The sequence below is a fragment of the Citrobacter europaeus genome (assembly GCF_037482245.1).
GTDB classification, from domain to species: Bacteria; Pseudomonadota; Gammaproteobacteria; order Enterobacterales; family Enterobacteriaceae; genus Citrobacter; species Citrobacter europaeus.
In genome coordinates this window covers 1,481,610-1,501,343 of the sequence record NZ_CP148084.1, presented here as the reverse complement: position 1 = coordinate 1,501,343, position 19,734 = coordinate 1,481,610, and the positions used below count along the sequence as shown (strand labels likewise).

The 19,734-nt window shown below is 52.5% G+C and carries 19 protein-coding genes; 8 read left to right on the top strand and 11 right to left on the bottom strand.

Annotated features, from left to right (window positions below; genetic code table 11):
* Position 1 precedes the first annotated feature (1 nt).
* Together ligA and zipA are read right to left on the bottom strand one after the other, a co-directional pair.
* Positions 2-2,017 carry an NAD-dependent DNA ligase LigA gene (ligA, locus tag WHR59_RS06845; RefSeq protein ID WP_087050901.1) on the bottom strand — a complete coding sequence of 672 codons (2,016 nt, stop codon included), beginning with the start codon at positions 2,015-2,017 and terminating at the stop codon, positions 2-4.
* Positions 2,018-2,088: 71 nt separating this feature from the next.
* On the bottom strand, positions 2,089-3,102 hold the full coding sequence (gene zipA, locus WHR59_RS06840) for a cell division protein ZipA (protein WP_338843755.1): 1,014 nt from the start codon (positions 3,100-3,102) through the stop codon (positions 2,089-2,091).
* 230 nt (positions 3,103-3,332) lie between these two features.
* Between zipA and cysZ the strand changes: the two genes are divergently transcribed.
* The 5 genes from cysZ to crr all read left to right on the top strand — a co-directional run bounded on the left by cysZ (position 3,333) and on the right by crr (position 8,193).
* Entirely contained in the window at positions 3,333-4,094 is a 762-nt protein-coding gene (gene cysZ, locus WHR59_RS06835) for a sulfate transporter CysZ (protein ID WP_181231208.1), read from the top strand.
* Positions 4,095-4,257: 163 nt separating this feature from the next.
* Entirely contained in the window at positions 4,258-5,229 is a 972-nt protein-coding gene (gene cysK / locus WHR59_RS06830) for a cysteine synthase A (protein ID WP_003038091.1), read from the top strand.
* Between the two features lie 383 nt (positions 5,230-5,612).
* Positions 5,613-5,870 carry a phosphocarrier protein Hpr gene (gene ptsH / locus WHR59_RS06825; protein ID WP_043017126.1) on the top strand — a complete coding sequence of 86 codons (258 nt, stop codon included), beginning with the start codon at positions 5,613-5,615 and terminating at the stop codon, positions 5,868-5,870.
* 45 nt (positions 5,871-5,915) lie between these two features.
* Positions 5,916-7,643, top strand: coding sequence for a phosphoenolpyruvate-protein phosphotransferase PtsI (ptsI, locus tag WHR59_RS06820; protein WP_008785405.1), 1,728 nt, complete (start codon positions 5,916-5,918; stop codon positions 7,641-7,643).
* 40 nt (positions 7,644-7,683) lie between these two features.
* On the top strand, positions 7,684-8,193 hold the full coding sequence (crr, locus tag WHR59_RS06815) for a PTS glucose transporter subunit IIA (RefSeq protein ID WP_000522253.1): 510 nt from the start codon (positions 7,684-7,686) through the stop codon (positions 8,191-8,193).
* An 89-nt stretch (positions 8,194-8,282) separates the two neighbouring features.
* Here the strand turns inward: crr and WHR59_RS06810 are convergent, their stop codons facing one another.
* Both WHR59_RS06810 and pdxK read right to left on the bottom strand, forming a co-directional pair.
* Positions 8,283-8,522, bottom strand: coding sequence for a hypothetical protein (locus WHR59_RS06810; RefSeq protein WP_043017128.1), 240 nt, complete (start codon positions 8,520-8,522; stop codon positions 8,283-8,285).
* A complete protein-coding gene (gene pdxK / locus WHR59_RS06805; protein WP_338843754.1) occupies positions 8,519-9,385 on the bottom strand; it encodes a pyridoxine/pyridoxal/pyridoxamine kinase in 867 nt (288 codons plus the stop codon). The genes WHR59_RS06810 and pdxK overlap by 4 nt, the downstream gene beginning before the upstream one ends.
* A gap of 82 nt (positions 9,386-9,467) precedes the next feature.
* Here pdxK and ptsJ point away from each other — a divergent pair, with 82 nt between their 5' ends.
* Both ptsJ and WHR59_RS06795 read left to right on the top strand, forming a co-directional pair.
* Positions 9,468-10,760 (top strand): transcriptional regulator PtsJ, encoded by a 1,293-nt coding sequence (gene ptsJ, locus WHR59_RS06800; RefSeq protein WP_338843753.1) that lies wholly within the window; start codon positions 9,468-9,470, stop codon positions 10,758-10,760.
* 13 nt (positions 10,761-10,773) lie between these two features.
* On the top strand, positions 10,774-11,490 hold the full coding sequence (locus tag WHR59_RS06795; protein ID WP_043017131.1) for a type 1 glutamine amidotransferase: 717 nt from the start codon (positions 10,774-10,776) through the stop codon (positions 11,488-11,490).
* A 90-nt stretch (positions 11,491-11,580) separates the two neighbouring features.
* Here the strand turns inward: WHR59_RS06795 and cysM are convergent, their stop codons facing one another.
* From cysM to WHR59_RS06760, 7 genes are all read right to left on the bottom strand, one after another.
* The gene (gene cysM, locus WHR59_RS06790; protein ID WP_043017132.1) at positions 11,581-12,492 is read right to left on the bottom strand and encodes a cysteine synthase CysM; all 912 of its coding nucleotides are present in this window, start codon (positions 12,490-12,492) and stop codon (positions 11,581-11,583) included.
* Between the two features lie 67 nt (positions 12,493-12,559).
* Entirely contained in the window at positions 12,560-13,657 is a 1,098-nt protein-coding gene (gene cysA / locus WHR59_RS06785; RefSeq protein WP_338843751.1) for a sulfate/thiosulfate ABC transporter ATP-binding protein CysA, read from the bottom strand.
* Positions 13,647-14,522, bottom strand: coding sequence for a sulfate/thiosulfate ABC transporter permease CysW (gene cysW / locus WHR59_RS06780; protein ID WP_043017134.1), 876 nt, complete (start codon positions 14,520-14,522; stop codon positions 13,647-13,649). The genes cysA and cysW overlap by 11 nt, the downstream gene beginning before the upstream one ends.
* Positions 14,522-15,355: a sulfate/thiosulfate ABC transporter permease CysT gene (gene cysT / locus WHR59_RS06775; protein ID WP_003038061.1), complete on the bottom strand. Its 834-nt coding sequence runs from the start codon at positions 15,353-15,355 to the stop codon at positions 14,522-14,524. Before cysT ends, cysW begins: the two co-directional genes overlap by 1 nt.
* Positions 15,356-16,372 (bottom strand): thiosulfate/sulfate ABC transporter substrate-binding protein CysP, encoded by a 1,017-nt coding sequence (gene cysP / locus WHR59_RS06770; protein ID WP_043017135.1) that lies wholly within the window; start codon positions 16,370-16,372, stop codon positions 15,356-15,358.
* Between the two features lie 157 nt (positions 16,373-16,529).
* Entirely contained in the window at positions 16,530-17,321 is a 792-nt protein-coding gene (gene ucpA / locus WHR59_RS06765) for an SDR family oxidoreductase UcpA (protein WP_047409642.1), read from the bottom strand.
* A gap of 173 nt (positions 17,322-17,494) precedes the next feature.
* Positions 17,495-18,151: a FadR/GntR family transcriptional regulator gene (locus tag WHR59_RS06760; RefSeq protein ID WP_043017137.1), complete on the bottom strand. Its 657-nt coding sequence runs from the start codon at positions 18,149-18,151 to the stop codon at positions 17,495-17,497.
* 144 nt (positions 18,152-18,295) lie between these two features.
* Here WHR59_RS06760 and WHR59_RS06755 point away from each other — a divergent pair, with 144 nt between their 5' ends.
* Positions 18,296-19,612 carry an anaerobic C4-dicarboxylate transporter family protein gene (locus tag WHR59_RS06755; protein ID WP_043017138.1) on the top strand — a complete coding sequence of 439 codons (1,317 nt, stop codon included), beginning with the start codon at positions 18,296-18,298 and terminating at the stop codon, positions 19,610-19,612.
* Positions 19,613-19,734: the final 122 nt, after the last annotated feature.

The window sequence follows — 19,734 nt, the reverse complement described above, 5'->3', positions numbered from 1 at the left end:
CTCAGGCACCCAGCAAGCGGATCATTTCAGCTTCATCGATCACGGCAATCCCAAGCTCCTGCGCTTTCGCCAGTTTCGAGCCCGCCGCTTCACCGGCAATCACCAGATCGGTTTTCTTCGATACGCTGCCCGCCACTTTTGCGCCCAGCTCGGTGAGTCGCGCTTTGGCGTCATCGCGTGACATCAGGCTCAGACTCCCGGTCAGCACCACTGTTTTACCCGCGAAGGGACTGTCGATTTCTTCAGCGTTAATGACCACCGGCGCTGGCCAGTTAATCCCCTGCGCCAGCAGTTGCACGATCACCTCGCGGTTGCTCTCTTCGGCAAAGAAATTAAATACGTGGGTCGCTACCACAATGCCGACATCCGGCACTTTTTGCAGCTCTTCAATAGAGGCTGCTTCCAGCGCCTCGAGGGTGCCGAAATGCGCCGCCAGACCTGCCGCCGTGGCTTCGCCGACTTCGCGAATTCCCAGCGCGTAGAGGAAACGGGCAAACGTCGTTGCCTTCGCTTTTTCCAACGCATTCACCACGTTTTGTGCCGATTTCGGCCCCATACGATCAAGACCAGTCAGTTTACCTGCGGTCAGGGTGAAGAGATCCGCTGGCGTATGGACATACTCTTTTTCGACCAGTTGATCGATTATTTTGTCGCCCATACCGTCAACGTCGAGCGCGCGGCGGGAAACAAAGTGTTTCAGCGACTCCTTCCGCTGAGCCCCACAGATTAAACCACCGGTGCAGCGAGTGACCGCTTCGCCTTCGACACGTTCAACGTCAGAGTGACAAACCGGACAATGCTCTGGGAACACAATTTCGCGAGTATCTTCCGGGCGTTCGGAAAGCACGACGTTCACCACCTGCGGGATAACATCACCCGCGCGGCGAATGACGACTTTATCGCCGATACGCAAACCTAACCGCTCGATTTCGTCAGCGTTGTGCAGCGTTGCGTTACTGACGAGCACCCCGGCAACCTGGACCGGCTCAAGGCGGGCAACGGGCGTAATCGCCCCGGTACGTCCGACCTGAAACTCAACATCACGCACAAAGGTCATCTGCTCCTGCGCCGGGAACTTAAAGGCCACCGCCCAACGCGGTGCGCGGGCAACAAAGCCCAGTTGTTCCTGCAACGCCATAGAATTGACTTTGACAACCACGCCGTCGATATCAAATCCCAGCGTTGGTCGGTCTTCTTCAACTTTATGATAGTAAGCGAGTACTTCCTCCGGAGAGTCGCAAAGCATGACTCTGTCGCTTACCGGCAATCCCCACTCTTTAAATTGCAGCAGGCGGCCCAGGTGAGTATCAGGCAGTACGCCGCCTTCCAGCACACCCACGCCATAGCAGAAGAAAGTAAGCGGTCGCTTCGCTGTGATACGCGGATCAAGCTGACGCAATGACCCAGCCGCCGCGTTACGCGGGTTAGCAAAAACTTTGTTACCCGTGCGACGGGCCTCTGCGTTAATTTTTTCAAATCCGGCCTGCGGCAGGAACACTTCACCGCGCACTTCCAGACGCGTCGGAATGTTATCGCCACGCAGTTTTAACGGGATCGCGCGAATGGTGCGCACGTTAGAAGTAATGTCCTCACCCGTGGTGCCATCACCACGCGTTGCGGCACTAACCAGCACACCGTTTTCATACAGGATACTGACCGCCAGCCCGTCCAGCTTCAGCTCACAGCACCAGGTCAGTTTATCGGTACTCTTCAGCCTGTCCTGAACGCGCTTGTTGAAGGCCAGAAAACTCTCTTCATCAAATACGTTATCCAGCGACAGCATTGGCACTTCATGGCGAATCTGGCTAAACGCCGTTAACGGAGCGGCGCCAACGCGCTGGGTTGGCGAGTCGGGGGTAATAAGGTCCGGATGCTGTGCTTCCAGCTCGCGCAGTTCACGCAGCAGGCGATCGTACTCCGCATCAGGAATTTCCGGCGCGTCCATCACATGGTAGAGATACTCATGATGGCGAAGCGTGGTTCGCAGTTCTGTCAGTTGTTGTTCGATTGATTCCATATCGCACCATCAATGATAAAAAACCCCCGACAGGCGGGGGTTTAGCAAGGAGATGTCACGCCAGAGGAAAATCAGGCGTGAGATTCTTTAACTTCGCGGATGCGGTCCTGATACTCGCGCAGTTTCTGCGGCGTCATCATGCGACGTTGATCGTCGAGCACCACACCGCCCACTTCATCGGCAATGTGCTGTGCGGACTGCAGCATCAGCTTAAAGTTTTGCAGCTCGTCCCCGTAGGACGGAACCTGCATAAAAATGGTCACGCCAGGAGTGCTGAAGTCGCCCGTCATTTCTGGGTCAAACGTTCCCGGGTTAACCATATTGGCAAGGCTAAACAGCGACGGACCGCTGCCATCCGGGCTCAAATGGCGATGGAAAATATTCATATCACCAAATTTGAAACCGGCCTGCTGAATGCTGTTGAGCAGCACTTCACCGTTGAGCTCGCTACCGTGATGCGCAGCAACGTTCATAATGATGACCGCTTCTTTACGCTGCGGTTTTTCAGCAACAGGCGCTTCTTCTACTACTGGCTCAGGCTGCGGTTGATGTTCAACGACAGGCTCAGCTGGCTGGAAGGTCTGCGGCGCAGGTTGCGGGGCTTGCTGCACGGGTTGCTGAACCTGCGGCGCAGCGGGTTGATGCTGCATCGGCTGTTGCGCAGGTTGCTGCTGAACAGGCTGATGTTGCACCGGCTGCTGCGGTTGTACAGGCTGCGGCGGCTGCTGAACATGCGGCGGCGGTACCGACGCTTGTGCAGGCTGCTGCGCGGATTGACGCGGCTGAGCAGACGCATAAGGCGGCTGGTACTGGTGTTGCGGCGACTGAGGAGGAACCCCATGTTCCTGCGCATTACCGGGAGCATGATTCACACGATGAACGCGAACTTCGCCCACGCCTTCGTCTTCCTCGACGTTGTCGTCGAACGAATCCTCGTCTTCACGTTTAGACTTCATGCGTTTCAGTGGGCGATCGCGGAATATAGAAGACCGCTCTTTACGGCTAGTCCAAAAACCATGTACCAGTAAAGCGATTATGGCGATCGCGCCAACAATGATTAATATCAGACGCAAATCCTGCATCATTATATTCTCTGTTGTTCTAACACCTTGCCACCACGGCAAACATTTACTCACTAAGAGTATTTGTCGATTACGCCAAGTGCAAGTGTACTCTTGGCTTTCACAGCATAAAGATGAACAAAATTGTGCTTTTTGCTGTTTTTTCGAACATTTCCGAACAGCTTAACGCTCAACAACCCGGTAAGATACGCAAAGTTTACCAGAGCTTATATAACAAGGAGTATGTCCTGACCATGGTTTCATCATCTGCAGTTGTACCTCGCAGCGGCCTATATTACTTTTCTCAGGGATGGAAGCTCATCACTCAACCGGGCATTCGTCGGTTTGTTATCCTGCCTTTACTGGTGAATATCCTGCTGATGGGCGGCGCATTCTGGTGGTTATTTACACAACTCGATAGCTGGATCCCCGCGCTGATGAGCCACGTCCCTGACTGGCTTCAGTGGCTCAGCTATTTACTGTGGCCGATTGTGACTGTCTCCGTGCTGTTGGTATTCGGCTATCTGTTCTCGACTATTGCTAACTGGATTGCCGCACCGTTTAACGGTCTGCTGGCGGAACAGCTGGAAGCACGCTTAACGGGCGCCACGCCGCCTGACACCGGCGTTCTCGGCATCATGAAAGACGTTCCGCGCATTATGAAACGCGAATGGCAAAAGCTGGCGTGGTATCTCCCGCGCGCCTTCGTGTTGCTGATCCTCTATTTTATTCCAGGCATTGGGCAGACCGTCGCCCCGTTGCTGTGGTTCCTGTTCAGCGCGTGGATGCTGGCCATTCAGTACTGCGATTATCCGTTTGATAACCATAAGGTGCCTTTTAAAGAGATGCGCGTCGCGCTGCGCACACGCAAGGTAACCAATATGCAATTTGGCGCGTTAACCAGTCTGTTCACCATGATTCCGGTGCTCAACCTGTTCATCATGCCGGTCGCGGTTTGTGGTGCCACGGCGATGTGGGTAGACTGCTATCGTGCTAAGCACGCGTTATGGAAGTAATGCAAAAATGTGTAAAAGCGGGCTGGCTTATGCCCGCTCTTATTCCATACTGCTACGCATTATTTCTCATCAGCATATAGATATGCGAATTCCTTACTTCCCCATACTTTCTCAACAGGTATGCTGAAGCGGTATCCCAATTTCATACAGTTAAGGACAGGCCATGAGTAAGATTTTTGAAGATAACTCGCTGACTATCGGTCATACGCCGCTGGTTCGACTGAACCGTATCGGTAACGGACGCATTCTGGCGAAGGTGGAATCACGCAACCCGAGCTTCAGCGTCAAATGCCGTATCGGTGCCAATATGATTTGGGATGCCGAAAAACGTGGTGTGCTGAAACCGGGCGTTGAGCTGGTAGAACCGACCAGCGGTAACACCGGTATTGCACTGGCTTACGTCGCCGCCGCTCGCGGTTACAAACTGACGCTGACCATGCCGGAAACCATGAGCATTGAGCGCCGCAAGCTCTTAAAAGCGCTGGGCGCGAACCTGGTACTGACCGAAGGCGCAAAAGGCATGAAGGGCGCAATCCAGAAAGCGGAAGAAATCGTCGCCAGCGATCCGGAAAAATTTTTGTTGCTGCAGCAGTTCAGCAACCCGGCGAACCCGGAAATCCATGAAAAAACCACCGGCCCGGAAATCTGGGAAGATACCGATGGCCAGGTTGATGTCTTTATTTCCGGCGTAGGTACCGGCGGTACGTTGACTGGCGTGACCCGTTACATTAAAGGCACCAAAGGTAAAACCGACCTGATCACCGTTGCGGTTGAACCTACCGACTCCCCTGTTATCGCCCAGGCCCTGGCGGGTGAAGAACTTAAACCAGGCCCGCATAAAATTCAGGGCATCGGCGCAGGCTTCATTCCTGGCAACCTTGATCTGAAGCTTATCGATAAAGTCGTTGCCATCACCAATGATGAAGCGATTTCTACTGCACGTCGCCTGATGGAAGAAGAAGGTATTCTGGCGGGGATCTCTTCCGGCGCAGCGGTTGCTGCCGCGCTTAAGCTCCAGGAAGATGAAACCTTTACCAATAAGAATATTGTGGTTATCCTACCGTCATCGGGTGAGCGTTATCTGAGCACTGCACTGTTTGCCGATCTCTTCACAGAGAAAGAACTGCAACAGTAATGCCAGCATGTTAAAAACGCGTAAAAAAGCACCCTTTTGGGTGCTTTTTTGTGGCCTGCTTCAAAGTTTCACCTCTCCTGGCATTGATTCAACCCGCCGGAACTGGTATTTAACCAAACTAATTATTTTGATGCGCGAAATTAATCGTTACAGGAAAAGCGCTAGCTGAATCGATTTTATGATTTGGTTCAACTCTTCCTTTCGCGGCATAATGTTTAATGACGAACGAAACGTCAGCGGCAAGAAGTTGCCAGCAACGGATTGCACCGAACTCCTTTTGTGTCGCGTCCAGTTTACGCCGATGCTAACAATACAGGCTAAAGTTGAGCCGCCAGGCTAGACTTTAGTTCCACAACACTAAACCTATAAGTTGGGGAAATATAATGTTCCAGCAAGAAGTTACCATTACCGCTCCGAACGGTCTGCATACTCGCCCTGCTGCTCAGTTTGTTAAAGAAGCAAAAGGCTTTTCTTCTGAAATTACTGTGACTTCCAACGGCAAAAGCGCTAGCGCCAAAAGCCTGTTTAAACTGCAGACTCTGGGCCTGACTCAGGGTACCGTTGTCACCCTGTCCGCAGAAGGTGAAGACGAGCAGAAAGCAGTTGAGCATCTGGTTAAACTGATGGCTGAACTCGAGTAAGTTCAACGAGTTCTTTTAAATATCAGTCACAAGTAAGGTAGGGTTATGATTTCAGGCATTTTAGCATCCCCGGGTATCGCTTTCGGTAAAGCATTGCTGCTGAAAGAAGACGAGATCGTCATTGACCGGAAAAAAATTTCTGCCGACAAGGTTGATCAGGAAGTTGAACGTTTTCTGAGCGGTCGTGCCAAGGCATCTGCGCAACTGGAAGCGATCAAAACTAAAGCTGGTGAAACGTTCGGTGAAGAAAAAGAAGCCATCTTTGAAGGGCATATTATGCTGCTCGAAGATGAGGAGCTGGAGCAGGAAATCATAGCCCTGATTAAAGATAAGCACATGACGGCTGATGCAGCTGCGCATGAAGTTATCGAAGGTCAGGCCACAGCCCTGGAAGAGCTGGATGATGAATACCTGAAAGAACGTGCGGCTGACGTACGTGATATCGGTAAACGCCTGCTGCGTAATATCCTGGGTCTGGCAATTATCGACCTGAGCGCGATTCAGGACGAAGTTATCCTGGTAGCCGCTGACCTGACCCCGTCAGAAACCGCACAGCTGAACCTGAACAAGGTGCTGGGTTTCATTACTGACGCGGGTGGACGTACTTCCCATACCTCTATCATGGCGCGTTCTTTAGAACTACCTGCCATCGTTGGTACGGGTAGCGTCACCTCTCAGGTGAAAAACGACGATTATCTGATTCTGGATGCCGTAAACAACCAGGTTTACGTCAATCCGACCAACGACGTTATTGAGCAACTGCGTGCCGTTCAGGAGCAGGTTGCTACCGAGAAAGCGGAACTCGCTAAGCTGAAAGATCTGCCGGCTATCACGCTGGACGGACATCAGGTTGAAGTTTGCGCCAACATCGGCACCGTTCGTGACGTTGAAGGCGCTGAGCGTAACGGCGCTGAAGGTGTGGGTCTGTACCGTACCGAATTCCTGTTCATGGACCGTGAATCGCTGCCAACTGAAGAAGAACAGTTTGCTGCGTATAAAGCCGTTGCTGAAGCCTGTGGCTCTCAGGCGGTCATCGTCCGTACCATGGACATCGGCGGCGATAAAGAGCTGCCGTACATGAACTTCCCGAAAGAAGAGAACCCGTTCCTGGGCTGGCGTGCTGTGCGTATCGCCATGGATCGTAAAGAGATCCTGCGTGACCAGGTTCGCGCAATTCTGCGCGCCTCTGCTTTCGGCAAACTGCGCATCATGTTCCCAATGATCATCTCTGTTGAAGAAGTGCGTGCACTGCGCAAAGAGATCGAAATCTACAAACAGGAACTGCGCGACGAAGGTAAAGCATTTGACGAAAGCATTGAGATTGGCGTGATGGTGGAAACACCGGCAGCGGCAACAATTGCGCGTCATTTAGCCAAAGAAGTTGATTTCTTTAGTATCGGCACCAATGATTTAACGCAGTACACCCTGGCAGTTGACCGTGGTAATGATATGATTTCACACCTTTACCAACCGATGTCACCATCTGTACTGACGCTGATCAAGCAAGTTATTGATGCTTCTCATGCGGAAGGCAAATGGACTGGCATGTGTGGTGAGCTTGCAGGCGACGAACGTGCTACACTTCTGTTGCTGGGGATGGGTCTGGACGAATTCTCTATGAGCGCCATTTCTATCCCGCGCATTAAGAAGATTATCCGTAACACGAACTTCGAAGATGCGAAGGTGTTAGCAGAGCAGGCTCTTGCTCAACCGACAACGGACGAGTTAATGACGCTGGTTAACAAGTTCATTGAAGAAAAAACAATCTGCTAATCCACGAGATGCGGCCCAATTTACTGCTTAGGAGAAGATCATGGGTTTGTTCGATAAACTGAAATCTCTGGTTTCTGATGATAAGAAAGACACCGGAACTATTGAGATTGTTGCTCCGCTCTCTGGCGAGATCGTCAACATCGAAGACGTGCCGGATGTAGTTTTTGCTGAAAAAATCGTTGGTGATGGCATCGCTATCAAACCAACCGGTAACAAAATGGTCGCCCCTGTTGATGGCACCATCGGCAAAATCTTTGAAACCAACCACGCTTTCTCTATCGAATCCGACAGCGGCATTGAGCTGTTTGTTCACTTCGGTATTGATACCGTTGAACTGAAAGGCGAAGGCTTTAAACGCATCGCTGAAGAAGGTCAACGCGTGAAAGTGGGCGACCCGGTTATTGAATTCGATCTGCCGCTGCTGGAAGAAAAAGCCAAGTCTACCCTGACTCCGGTTGTTATCTCCAACATGGACGAAATCAAAGAGCTGATCAAACTGTCCGGTAGCGTGACGGTGGGTGAAACTCCGGTTATCCGCATCAAGAAGTAATTCTTGTTGCAGAGAAGAATGGCGCCTGATGGCGCCATTCTTTTATATATGTATACCCCGACAACGATTTTTTGTAGGTCGGAAAAGCGTTAAATTTGTGAGATGACCGGTCGGTAACACGCTTCGCGCATCAGGATTTTCATTCCCTCCGGCCCGCTTTCCAACATCCGTCGTTCCGAATCCGCCACTAACAGTTCACAATCGTAGCCACCCGTAATACCAAACATCGCCCGCGCCACGCAGATATCTTCCAGCGCTGCAGCCCCGCTGGTGTCAAAATGTCCAACCATACGCCCATTCTGGCGAACCACCAGCCGGTAACTTTTCATCGCGCCTCCTCTGCCGGTGGCAGAATTAATTCATCACAACCGCACAGGTTGGTCCACGTCATCACGTCCAGCACCCGCTGTGCGGCGTCGTGCGTCGCGGTCGTCAGCGCTTTACCCAACACAATACCGCTCACCAGCTCAGCACAGAACAAATCGCCAGTCCCCTTCAGATCCGTTTTCACCCGCGGGTGGGCCAGCACCTCAACCGTTTCAGCCGTCACCACCGCAACGTTAATAATCTCTTCGCTATCCCCCGGCGCGCTGGTAATCACCACCCATTTCAGCGTGTCGGTGAGCAGCGATTGTGCCGCCGCGATAGCTTCATCAAGCGTACGACACGGTTTTCCGCTCAGCATTTGTAGCTCAAACACGTTCGGCGTCAGCCCCTGAGCCAGCGGCAACAGGTGCTTGCGATAAGCTTGCGGAATTTCAGCTTTCACATACATGCCGCTGTCCGTATCGCCAATGACCGGATCGACCAAAATGCACAGTGCCGGATGCGTAGCCCGCACCGTTTCCAGCCACTGCGCCAGCAAGGCGATTTGCTCCGCGCTCCCCATATAGCCCGTGGTCACCGCCTTTAGCTCGCGTAAAGCATCACGCTCATTTAAGGCGCGGAGATAACCGCTAAACCAGTCGGGCGGAATAACGCCGCCGTAAAAGGTTTCATAATGCGGGGTATTACTGAACAGCACCGTAGGGACTGCCGTCACGCGTAATCCCTGCGCCTTAATGGCCGGAACAGCGATGCTGTTGCCTACGCTGCCATACACCACCTGTGACTGGACGGCGACGATATCGGTCTGTAACGCCCGATGCTTGTCGTCGAAGAGCACCGACTGAATATCACTCCCCTGCTCCATAAATTTCTCCTCTCGCTGGACAGCGGGCTTACGCCTCACTATTATCGTCATATGCTAAAATTCATTTTGTCATAGGTCAATAATGATCGACGGAAAAACCGCTAGCGAAATTTTTGACAGTATTCGTCAACATGTCGCTACAGGCACGCTGGCAGCGGGCGAAACGTTACCGCCAGTACGTGAACTGGCAACGGCATTAAACGTCAACCGTAATACTGTCGCAGCGGCTTATAAACGCCTGGTCACCTCCGGGTTGGCACAAAGTCTGGGACGCAATGGCACGGTGATCAAAGAAATTTCTGCCCCCGTTGCGCTGGAAGGCGGTGATCCGGATACCCCGCTTATCGATCTTTCCGGCGGTAATCCTGCGCCCTCGCGTCTTCCCGATCTGAGTAGTTATTTCGCGAAGATAAATAAGAATCCGCGGTTGTATGGTGATGCTGCCGTCTCGCCAGGACTTAAAGCATGGGCCGCGCAGTGGATGCGGGATGTAATGCCTTGCAAGGGTGAAATTGATATCACCAGTGGCGCCATTGATGCCATTGAGCGGCTGCTGTGCGCCCATTTACTGCCTGGCGACAGCGTTGCCGTAGAAGATCCGTGCTTTTTGAGTAGCATAAACATGCTGCGCTATGCCGGTTTCTCCGCCAGTCCGGTCAGCGTTGACCGCGAAGGCATGCAGCCAGACATGCTGGAAACCGCGCTTCAGAAAGGCGCGCGGGCGGTGATTCTGACGCCGCGCGCGCACAACCCTACAGGATGCAGTCTGAGCGCATCCCGTGCGGCGCAATTGCAGGAAATCCTGGCTCGCTATCCGCAAACGCTGGTGATCGTCGACGACCACTTTGCGCTGTTGTCCGCTTGCCGCTGGTATCCGGTAATAGCTAAGGAAACCACGCACTGGGCGGTTGTCCGCTCGATGTCAAAAACGTTAGGCCCGGATTTACGCCTGGCCATTGTGGCCAGCGATCCGCTCACTTCCGGAAAACTGCGTTTACGGCTCAACTCCGGCAGTCAGTGGGTCAGCCATCTGCTCCAGGATTTAGCCTGCGCCTGCCTGAGTGACGAGACGTATCAATACACGCTGGCGCAAACTCAGCAGTTTTACGCTGCCCAGCAACAAAAACTGGCAGCGGCTCTGCGCCAACATGGCATTGATCTGCCCGCCGGTGACGGGCTGAATCTATGGCTACCGCTGGAAAATAACAGCCAGGCGACCGCTTTTGCGTTGGCAAAATCTGGCTGGCTGGTACGTGAAGGCGAAGTGTTTGGCGTCAATACGCCTGCGCACGGCCTGCGCATTACGCTGTCAACCTTAACTGACAGCGACATTAACAAGCTGGCGGCTGATATTCACCAGGCGCTAAAGCGCTAACAGGAGAGAAAAAGTGCGAGTTCATTTTGTTATTCATGAGTCTTTCGAATCTGCTGGCGCGTACCTGCCGTGGGCCGAATCACGCGGCTATACTATCACCTGGTCACGCGTTTACGCCGGAGAAACGGTCCCCGCTAATGCCGATGGCTTCGATATGCTGGTGGTATTTGGCGGCCCGCAGTCACCCCGCACCACGCTGGCAGAGTGCCCATACTTTGACTCTCAGGCCGAGCAGCATCTGATTAACCAGGCGATTTCGGCACGAAAAATCGTGGTGGGCATCTGTTTGGGGTCGCAGTTAATCGGTGAAGCGCTGGGCGCGAAGGTGTGCCAAAGTCCGGAAAAAGAGATAGGTCACTACCCGATCGTCCTCACCGAGGCAGGCCAACAGCATCCGTTATTTAACCATTTCGGCTCACCGCTCACCGTCGGTCACTGGCACAATGACATGCCAGGGTTAACCGACCAGGCGACAATTCTTGCCGCAAGCGAGGGCTGCCCGCGACAAATCGTGCAATACGGTAATTTCATCTATGGTTTTCAGTGCCATATGGAGTTTAACGCTGAAGCGGTAGAAGGATTAATTCAGCACTCTGAGCAAGAACTTGCCGAAGCCAAAGGGAAACGCTTCATCCGCTCTGTGGAAGAGATGCGCGCCTGTGATTACCAGCAGATGAATGAGAAGCTGTGGCAATTCCTTGATAAGCTGGTAGAAAAACGTAACGATTGAACATGGCAGGCCGGATAACACGCTTTGCGTCATCATCCGGCATAGTGTCGTACCTTTGCCTGATAGCGCTACGCTTATCAGGCCGACAAATTAAATCCCTGCGCCCTGGTTGAAATGCTCCTCACCAAAAACGCCGGTCGAAAGGTAGCGATCGCCGCGATCGCAGATGATCGCTACCACCACTGCCCCCGGTGTCGCGCGCGCCACGCGTAACGCGCCCGCTACCGCGCCGCCAGAACTGACACCGCAAAAAATACCTTCACGCACGGCCAGTTCACGCATGGTGTTTTCCGCATCGTTCTGATGAATATCAAGCACCTCATCCACCAGCGAAGCGTTAAAAATACCCGGCATATATTCTACTGGCCAGCGGCGAATGCCAGGAATGCTGCTGCCCTCTTCCGGCTGCAGACCGACGATGGTGACCGGTTTTTCCTGCTCGCGCAGAAAACGCGACACGCCGGTAATCGTGCCTGTCGTTCCCATACTGGAAACGAAATGCGTGATACGGCCTGATGTCTGCTGCCAGATTTCGGGTCCAGTGGTGGTGTAGTGCGCGTACGGGTTATCAGGATTATTGAACTGATCGAGCAGTTTACCTTCTCCACGCTGCGCCATCTCAAGGGCTAAGTCGCGCGCCCCTTCCATCCCCTGCTCTTTGGTCACCAGAACCAGTTCAGCCCCATAAGCACGCATCGCCGCACGGCGTTCCTGACTCATGTTGTCTGGCATCAGCAGCTTCATGCGGTAACCCTTCAGCGCGGCGATCATTGCCAGCGCAATTCCGGTATTACCGCTGGTCGCCTCAATCAGCACGTCGCCAGGCTTAATTTCTCCGCGTTTTTCCGCTTCGACGATCATCGACAACGCGGCGCGGTCTTTCACCGAACCCGCGGGATTATTGCCTTCCAGCTTGACCCAAATTTCACTGCCGTTATCCGGCACCAGACGTTGTAATTTCACCAGAGGCGTATTGCCAATTGTTTGTTCTAATGTGTTCACGTTTTCAGCTCGTAAAAAAGCCCGGTAAGCGTAGCGCCACCGGGCGATAACTATGCAAATTAACCTATCAGGCAGATTGCGCCAGGGCAAGTTCCTCTTCACGCGTTTCAATACGCTGGTCGCCGTTATACAGACGCGCATTTTGCAGTCCAACGAACAAACGTTCGCCGCGGCTCGGGGAATTATTGCCCTGCATGACCACCGTCAACGGTTCGTTATACCACCCCAGTGGTTGCACAACTAATTGGGTGTAGTGTCCTTTCGGGCTGGCTTCCAGCACCTGTACCGGCAATGGCGAATCCAGGCTGGTACGACGGCTGACATCCACTTCCCACGGGCGCAGGAACAGATCCACCGGTCCCTGATAGCCTGGCGTGTAGCCCAACGGCCAGCGATGTGCGCCCACGTGGAACTGTCCACCGCGAATCGTCCCCTGCAGGCGGTTAACCTCACCCATAAATTCCAGGACGAAACGAGTAGCCGGTTCGCGCCATACCTGATCCGGCGCATCGGCCTGTTCGATATGGCCCTGACTCATCACCACCACGCGGTCTGCAACTTCCGTCGCTTCTTCCTGATCGTGGGTCACAAACACGCTGGTAAACTTCAGCTCTTCATGCAACTGGCGCAGCCAGCGACGCAGCTCTTTACGCACCTGAGCATCGAGCGCGCCAAACGGCTCGTCGAGCAGCAGGATCTGTGGCTCTACCGCCAGCGCACGCGCCAACGCCACACGCTGCTTTTGCCCGCCGGAAAGCTGTGCCGGGAAACGGTCCGCCAGATGAGCCAACTGAACCATTTCCAGCAGTTTAGTCACTTTTGCTTTGATGGCCGCCGCATTCGGGCGCTCACGCCGTGGCAGGACCGTCAGGCCAAAAGCGATGTTGTCGAAAACGGTCATATGACGAAACAGCGCATAGTGCTGGAACACGAACCCCACCTTACGGTCGCGGGCGTGCAATCGGCTGACGTCGGTACCGTGAAAACGGATATGCCCGCTGGACTGATGCTCCAGTCCGGCAATAATGCGCAGCAGCGTGGTTTTTCCCGAGCCGGATGGCCCCAGCAGCGCGACCATCTGACCTGAAGGAATATCCAGCGAGATATCGTTCAGCACCTGGGTGCGACCAAAAGACTTCTTAATATTGGCAATCTCAATGCTCATGGTTTTCCTCCTGCTGCGCGCGTTTCTCCTGGTTCTCCAGACGCCATTGCAACATGCTCTTCAAAAACAGGGTAATAATCGCCATCAGCGTTAATAGCGCCGCGGCGGTAAAGGAGCCGACCGTGTTGTAGTCCTGCTCCAGTAATTCAATCTGTAGCGGCAGCGACAAGGTTTCGCCCCGAATCGAGCCGGAAACCACCGACACCGCGCCAAACTCGCCAATCGCACGCGCGTTGGTCAACACCACGCCGTACAGCAATGCCCAACGAATATTTGGCAGCGTAACGCGTCGGAACATCTGCCAGCCGGACGCGCCCAGCAACACAGCCGCTTCATCTTCATTGCTGCCCTGGCTTAACATCACCGGCACCAGTTCGCGCACCACAAACGGACAGGTCACGAATACCGTCACCAGTACCATCCCCGGCCAGGCAAACATAATTTGCAGGTTGTGCTCATCCAGCCATCCACCAAGCGGACCGTTAGAGCCGTAAAACAGCAGATAGACCAGACCGGCGACCACCGGCGAAACGGCAAATGGAATGTCCAGTAGCGTCAGCAACAGCTGACGGCCGGGGAAGTTGAAGCGAGTCACCAGCCAGGCCAGCAACACACCAAACACCAGGTTCACCGGCACCGCAATCAGCGCAATCAGTACCGTCAGCCAGATGGCATGCAGCATGTCCGGGTCAGCCAGGTTATTTAATACCGGCATCAACCCCTTGCTGAACGCCTGCACGAAGATATAAATCATCGGCACCAGCAAAATAAAGGCGGAGACCAGCATGCCCGTGCCGATCAAAAACCATTTACCCCAGTTGATGCGGGGTGCGCCATAGCGTTTCAATTGGGTAATGTCTGCCATCAGTGACCTACCACGCGTCGACCAAAGCGACTTTGCAGGGTGTTAATTGAAAACAGCAGCAGCAACGACGCCCCGAGGATCACAGAAGCAATCGCGCTGGCTGCTGGGTAGTCAAACTCCTGCAAGCGAACAAAAATCATCAGCGAGGTCACTTCCGTTTTCCATGCGATGTTCCCGGCGATAAAGATAACCGCGCCAAACTCACCGAGGCTTCGGGTAAACGACAGCGCAACGCCCGCCACCAGCGCGGGAGACAACTCCGGCAGCACCACTTTACGAAAGCTCTGCCAGCGGGTGGCGCCGAGCGTTTCCGCCGCCTCTTCATATTCCGGGCCTAACTCTTCCAGAACCGGCTGTACAGTACGCACCACGAACGGAATGCTGGTAAACGCCATCGCCACTGCGATGCCGAGCCAGGTGTAGGTCACCTTAATATCCAGCTTCGCCAGCCACTCGCCGTAGAAACCGTTGACTGAAAACAGCGATGCCAGCGTCAGGCCTGCCACAGCCGTAGGCAGCGCAAACGGCAGATCCATTAACGCATCCAGCAGCGTACGGCCAGGAAAGCGATAGCGGGTTAAGATCCACGCCATCAGCAAACCAAACACGCCGTTAAAAATCGATGCCACAAACGCTGACAGCAGCGTCACTTTATAAGCCGCTACCACCTGCGGATTGGTAATTACATCCCAGTATTGCGCCCAGCTCATTTGCGCCAATTGCATCACCAGCGCGCTGAGCGGCAGCAGCAATATCAGGCAGACAAACAGTAAGCTGGTGCCCAGGCTTAAGGTAAAGCCGGGCAGCACGCGTCGGGAAGAAACAGCAAACATTTACTTACGCCCCGCCGCCAACAGTTTGTCCAGCTCACCGCCGCTGACAAAGTGCGTTTTCATTACCTCAGGCCACGAGCCAAACTTGTCTTCCACGCGGAACAACTCGGTCTGCGGGAATTTGTCTTTCAGCTTGTCCATCACCTGCGGGTTATTCACCCGGTAGTAGTAATCCGTGATGATGGTCTGCGCCTGCGGGCTGTACAGCCAGTTCAGGTACGCCTTTGCCGCTTTTTCAGTACCGTTGGCTTGCACATTTTTATCTACCCAGGCCACCGGGAACTCCGCCAGAATGTTGACCTTCGGCACCACGACTTCGAAGCCCTGGTCTTCATACTGTTTACGGATGTTATTCACTTCCGATTCAAACGTGATCAGCACATCACCCAGACCGCGTTCAACAAAGGTGGTCGTTGCGCCGCGACCACCGGTATCAAACACTTCCACGTTCTTCAGAAACTGGGTCATAAACTGTTCGGTTTTGGCTTTATCGCCCCCATCCGCTTTATCTGCCGCGCCCCACGCTGCCAGATAGGTATAACGCGCGTTCCCGGAGGTTTTCGGATTCGGGAAAATCAGCTTCACGTCCGGGCGAACAAGGTCGCTCCATTCGTGGATATTTTTTGGGTTACCCTTACGCACCAAAAACGCCATGGTGGAATAGAATGGCGAACTGTTATTCGGTAGACGGCTTTGCCAGTCGGCGGGGATCAGTTTGCCCTTGTCATGCAGGATCTGTACGTCGGTCACCTGGTTATAGGTCACCACATCGGCTTTCAGTCCCTGCAGAATCGCCAGCGCCTGTTTTGATGACCCGGCATGAGATTGTTTAATCGTCAGTTTGTCACCGCCGTTATCCTTCGCCCATTGCTGTTCGAACGGCGGGTTAAGGGCGGCAAACAGTTCGCGGGAAACATCGTATGAACTGTTCAGCAGTTCCGTTGCCTGCGCCTGACCCACCAGCAACAGCATTGCTGCCAGCGTCAGGGTTCTTTTTTTCAGTAAGTTAACGGCCATTGCGCACCCTTATAAATTAAATGACTTTCTTATGGTCATCATATTTATAACCAGTGCTAAAGGAGTAACGGTTTTATATACCGTTTGATGATTTGAAAGTTGAAAAGAGAATAAGGGGTACCTCCTCCCCAGCACATGGGGAGGAGACCGGCATCAATCAGACGCCGACGCTTACGCTTTCAGGCAAAGTGCTGCCGCCATCAATCACGTTTTGCGTGCCAGTTAAATAACTGGACTCATCCGATGCCAGGAACGCCGCCAGTTCGCCGACCTCAAGCGGGCAGGCCAAACGGCGCATCGGAATAGCTTTCGCCATTTCGACTAATACGGATTCCGGATCCTGCGGATTAGACTGACGAGCGATGTTTTCCGCCATCGGCGTACGAACGTAGCCCGGGCAAATGGCATTCACGCGAATGCCGGACTGCGCGTATTCGACCGCCAGGGATTTGGTCAAACCGATAATTGCGGCTTTCGACAACGCATAAGCCGTTTCGCCCGGATCGGCAACCATATCTCCAGTCACAGATGACATCATCACGATGCGCCCGTCTTTGCGCGCAATCATCTCCGGCAGAACGGCTTTCGTCACGTTCCAGACGCCTTTAATGTTAATATCAATGTGGAAATCGCGATCTTCATCGCTCATATCAAGGAAGTTGCCGAGGCGACAGACGCCCGCATTGTTGACCAGAATATCGATTTTGCCTTCGATTTTCTTCGCGCGTTTTACCGCTTCCGCTACCGACGCAAAATCTCTGACGTCAGCATGAACGGCTGTGCAACGGTGTCCACGCCCAGCCAATTCATCCGCCAGTTTTTCAATCTCATCGGAGATATCCAGCAGGATTAAGTTCGCGCCATGGCGGGCAAACGTTCTGGCAATCCCTTCGCCAATACCCTGAGATGCGCCCGTAATCAATGCTGTTTTGCCCGTGAGTTTTCCCATTTCAATATTCTCCTTTTGAATATGAAGCGTTCACTTCATTCACGCAGAAGATACAGCAATAACAAATTAGTGCTGAGGAATAGCTCACTAAATCAGGTTAATCTCAGGTAAAAAAATCCCCGACGATGCGGGGACCCAACAGCAAACATGTTCTGACTACGTTATCAGAAGATTTACAGCCGTTTTTCCAGCAAATGTGCTCTCATCAACTCCGACGCCATCTGCGCGTCCCCTTTCTTAATATGAAGCAGTATTTCCCTCTGCTTTGTCGCCGTATCAAGAAAATACTGACGATCGTTCGCAGGTAACGACTCCCTTGTTTTCTCAAAATAAGTAATCAGGACATCTGAGAAAACCTGCAGCACTCGATTGCCACTCGCCTGTAGCAAGAGCAAATGAAAATCTCTATCGTGACGATCGGCCACCAGGGGGTTATCCGCATTTTCTTCAATAAGCCTTAGCTCATTTTCAAGTTTGGAGAGCATTGCCGGGAAGATTCTACGCGTTGCCAGAGGGATAATCGCACACTCAATCAGGATCCTTGCCTCTGTAAATTCCGTGATATCAAACCCGGACAAATCAAACTGCATTAACAACTGGTGATTTATATTGTGCTGTTCCAAATTTTTCAAGACGCTACCACGGCGGGGAGAACGTTCAAGCATTCCCATCTGTACCAGCGTACTGAGCGCCTGACGAACTTTATATCTTGATGTATTAAAACGAACAGCAAGTTCAGTTTCAGTTTCAATGCGCCCATCAGCATTGCGGTTAGCATCATCAAGCAGATAATTTTTAATGCTTTCAAACAGTTCGTTTTTGTTATCCATAAACACTCTCTGATTAAAGTGCTGTAAAAATCATGAGTATAAATAATCTAATAAGTTAGATTGCTTAATATACTGTTATGGTAAGATTATAGCCCCTATTATTCAAATTATATCAGGTCATTTGTTAATAAAAAGGAATTAATTATGGTGTTATTCGTAACTCAGTTTGCGATAGTACTGATATGTATCGGTATAGGCGGGCGTTTTGGCGGGATTGGCCTCGGGGCTGCTGGCGGGTTGGGGCTCGCTATCCTGACTTTTGGTTTTGGGCTCCCCCCCGACTCACCTCCTATTACTGTTATTTCTATTATCCTTGCGGTTATCACATGCATCACAATCCTCCAGGCGGCTGGTGGGCTTGATTTATTCGTTACGATGGCAGAACGGATCCTCAGAAAGTGGCCAGGCGCTATCACTTTTCTCGGCCCAGCTGTCGCTTACCTTTTTACTGCTATCTGCGGAACAGGGTATGTTGCCTTTTCCGTTTATCCAGTAATTGCTGAAATTGCAGCAGATGCCAGGGTACGGCCAGAAAGGGCCATGTCTATGTCAGTAATCGCTGCCAATTTTGGGCTCATTGCCAGCCCAGTCAGTGCGGTCGTTACAGGGACAATTGCTGTCCTTGCTGGCTTACATGTCTCTGCTTTAGATATCTTGTTGGTCACCGTTCCCGGAACGTTCCTGGGCTGTATTGTCGGCTGCCTGTTCGTCTTTAAGAGAGGTCATGAGCTTAAAAACGATCCGGAATTCCAACGCAGGGTTGCTGAAGGTGAGTTTGAATCAGTAAAAGCTGAAGAGCGAACCGCCAATATAGTGACAAAAGAAGCGAAGAGAGGATTGCTGATTTTCCTTACCGGTATCATTCTGGTGGTGCTTATGGGTTCAATTCCTGAGTTACGTCCACAGTGGAATAACGGTAGCGGAATGGAACGTATGAGTATCCCAACCACACTGCAAATAGTTATGCTGACAACAGCATGTATTATTATGATGGTGTGCCGAATTTCTCCATCAAAACTAGATTCAGGTTCAGTTTTTAAAGCAGGTCTTGTAGGTGTCGTCGCCATATTTGGTCTGTCATGGATGATGAACTCCTTCTTTGAGGCATGGCACGAATTATTTAACACTGCCTTCCACGGTTTTCAGAATCCCGTATTGTTTGGCATTATTGTTTTTGGCCTTTCTGCCGTAATTTATAGCCCAGCTGCAACTGCTGTAGCGCTACTCCCCGCTGGCGTGTTAATGGGATATCCGGCAGAAACCCTGGTCGCCCTGCTCCCGCTTACTTGTGGATCGTTCATTATTCCTGGAGGGGCACAGATCGGCTGTGTGGCGTTTGATCGAACCGGGACAACTCGAATTGGCAAGTATGTGGTTAATCACAGCTACATGCTACCAGGCCTTGTTACTGTTGTAGCATCAACCCTTTTTTGCTTCCTTTTTTCCAGAATGCTGATGTAGAGCGAGAGAGCTCGTTAATTGTGGTAATACCTTTTCTTCATGGCATCCCCCCTGAACGAGCTCAGAGAGGATGCCCATTACTCATTATTGAATATCGCCACTGCAGTTTTCCACAGAACGTA

Bases quoted from the DNA above. Each gene is read 5' to 3' on its own strand.
- zipA (WP_338843755.1), bottom strand. From the start codon at position 3,102: ATGATGCAGGATTTGCGTCTGATATTAATCATTGTTGGCGCGATCGCC.
- cysW (WP_043017134.1), bottom strand. From the start codon at position 14,522: ATGGCAGACATTACCCAATTGAAACGCTATGGCGCACCCCGCATCAAC.
- ptsH (WP_043017126.1), top strand. From the start codon at position 5,613: ATGTTCCAGCAAGAAGTTACCATTACCGCTCCGAACGGTCTGCATACT.
- pdxK (WP_338843754.1), bottom strand. From the start codon at position 9,385: ATGGAGCAGGGGAGTGATATTCAGTCGGTGCTCTTCGACGACAAGCAT.
- ptsI (WP_008785405.1), top strand. From the start codon at position 5,916: ATGATTTCAGGCATTTTAGCATCCCCGGGTATCGCTTTCGGTAAAGCA.
- WHR59_RS06760 (WP_043017137.1), bottom strand. From the start codon at position 18,151: ATGGATAACAAAAACGAACTGTTTGAAAGCATTAAAAATTATCTGCTT.
- cysZ (WP_181231208.1), top strand. From the start codon at position 3,333: ATGGTTTCATCATCTGCAGTTGTACCTCGCAGCGGCCTATATTACTTT.
- ucpA (WP_047409642.1), bottom strand. From the start codon at position 17,321: ATGGGAAAACTCACGGGCAAAACAGCATTGATTACGGGCGCATCTCAG.
- cysP (WP_043017135.1), bottom strand. From the start codon at position 16,372: ATGGCCGTTAACTTACTGAAAAAAAGAACCCTGACGCTGGCAGCAATG.
- ptsJ (WP_338843753.1), top strand. From the start codon at position 9,468: ATGATCGACGGAAAAACCGCTAGCGAAATTTTTGACAGTATTCGTCAA.
- ligA (WP_087050901.1), bottom strand. From the start codon at position 2,017: ATGGAATCAATCGAACAACAACTGACAGAACTGCGAACCACGCTTCGC.
- WHR59_RS06755 (WP_043017138.1), top strand. From the start codon at position 18,296: ATGGTGTTATTCGTAACTCAGTTTGCGATAGTACTGATATGTATCGGT.
- crr (WP_000522253.1), top strand. From the start codon at position 7,684: ATGGGTTTGTTCGATAAACTGAAATCTCTGGTTTCTGATGATAAGAAA.
- cysK (WP_003038091.1), top strand. From the start codon at position 4,258: ATGAGTAAGATTTTTGAAGATAACTCGCTGACTATCGGTCATACGCCG.
- WHR59_RS06810 (WP_043017128.1), bottom strand. From the start codon at position 8,522: ATGAAAAGTTACCGGCTGGTGGTTCGCCAGAATGGGCGTATGGTTGGA.
- cysA (WP_338843751.1), bottom strand. From the start codon at position 13,657: ATGAGCATTGAGATTGCCAATATTAAGAAGTCTTTTGGTCGCACCCAG.
- cysT (WP_003038061.1), bottom strand. From the start codon at position 15,355: ATGTTTGCTGTTTCTTCCCGACGCGTGCTGCCCGGCTTTACCTTAAGC.